General features: G+C 65.6%; 2 protein-coding genes. One reads left to right on the forward strand and one right to left on the reverse strand.

Annotation, left to right across the window (positions count from 1 at the left end):
- Positions 1–293 precede the first annotated feature (293 nt).
- Positions 294–488 (forward strand): hypothetical protein, encoded by a 195-nt coding sequence (locus O7A61_RS32135; RefSeq protein ID WP_337133163.1) that lies wholly within the window; start codon positions 294–296, stop codon positions 486–488.
- A 103-nt stretch (positions 489–591) separates the two neighbouring features.
- Here the strand turns inward: O7A61_RS32135 and O7A61_RS32140 are convergent.
- A partial coding sequence (locus O7A61_RS32140) for an EAL domain-containing protein (RefSeq protein WP_337133164.1) occupies positions 592–1,629 on the reverse strand: 1,038 nt, incomplete at its 5' end.

Raw genomic sequence — 1,629 nt, forward strand, 5'->3', positions numbered from 1 at the left:
CGCCGTTTATGCAGGCCTGGACGATCATCGATTTCACCTCGGACAAAAGAGCGCAGTCTAATGCATGTCGCCCGGAAGTGTCCTCGGTTCCGGGACAACGACATGCATAAAATCAGAAGTTGTAGGCGCGCCGCCAGACCGCGCAAGGCCGCGGCGCCGCCACTCCTGACACCACGTGCCGCCGCCAGCCGCGAGGCATCCGCCGGCATTTGAATAAAAGGCGCCTGTGGATATTTACCTCAAATTGCGCCAGGCCGGCCAAGATACATTAGGGCGGTATCATGGAGGGACCATTGAACAGTGATTTTTCAGCCGCCCGTCTTCATCTCGAACGCGCTTACCACTATCTGCGCGGCAATGACGAGACGAGCCGTTCGACATGCGAGGCCCTCGACCTGTTGATCGAGACGGTGGCGGAAGCACAGCACAGGAAGCCGGAACCCGGGGTGCTGGAATTTCCCCGAGCGGCGGCGCGCCGACACGGCTGAACAAAACCCGCCGCGCTGAGCGGATTCGGGCTGCGCGCATCAAGTCTTCGTCTTCACGAATGTCGTTATCCAGGCCGCTTTCGGGCGACATGCAAGTTGTCCGTCAGGACGCCTTGCGGCTCGATGCGCCGCCCGCCGTTTGCGCCGCGCGTGCCACGATCCGCTCCAGCGGTTCGGGCCGGTGCAGCAGGAAGCCCTGGCCGAACTCGACGCCCATATCGCCCAGCATGGCCACCGTGTCCTGCCGCTCGATCTTCTCGGCCACGACGGCGCAACCGAGGCTGCGGGCAATGCTGGCGATGGCCAGCACGATCTCGCGGTCGAAGCGGCTTTCCGTGACGTGCTCGATGAAGGAGCCGTCGATCTTGATGGCATCGACCGGAAAGCGCCTGAGATATTCGAACGAGCTCATGCCGGCGCCGAAATCGTCGAGGCTGACCCTGCAGCGCCGCTCGCGCGCCTTGCGCACGAAGGTTTCGGCGGCATCGAAATTGGTGACGGCGGCGGTTTCGGTGATCTCGAAGCCGATGCCCGAATGCGGCGCCCCGGTTTCCTCGATGATGCTGTCGACGAAGTCCCACAGGCCGGGATCGCTCAGCGTCTGCGCCGAGAGGTTGAAGCCGAGCGTGATCGCGCCGGATTTCATCGCCGCGCCGTGCCGCGACAGCGCGGTGCGGATAATCCAGCGGTCAAGCCGCGCGGCAACGCCGAAGCGCTCCGCGGCCGGTATGAATTCGCCGGGCGGGATCAGCCGGCCGCCCTTTCCGTCAAGCCGCGCCAGCACCTCGACATGGCGGTTCTCTTCCCAGGGTCTGCCCAGCCGGTGGATCTCCTGGCCGAACAGTTTCAGCCTGCCGTCGTCCATGGCATCCACCGTGTCCGCGGCGAGCCGTGCCGCGTTGAGGCCCCCAGAACCGGAGACGGCATCCGTCGAAAACAGCGCAAAGCGATCACGCCCGGCGGCCTTGGCCGCGTAGCAGGCATCGTCGGCGCAGGCCAGGGCGTCGGCAACCGTGGTGACACGGTCGCGGACGATGGCGATGCCGATGCTGGCCGCCAGCCGGCGTGACGTGGCGGCAAGGCCGAGATCGGCGTCGCGCACGGCCGCCAGGATGGCGCCGGCCAGCCGTTCGGCTTGCAC

The organism is Mesorhizobium sp. Cs1321R2N1 (assembly GCF_037179725.1).
Classification (GTDB): Bacteria; Pseudomonadota; Alphaproteobacteria; order Rhizobiales; family Rhizobiaceae; genus Mesorhizobium; species Mesorhizobium salmacidum.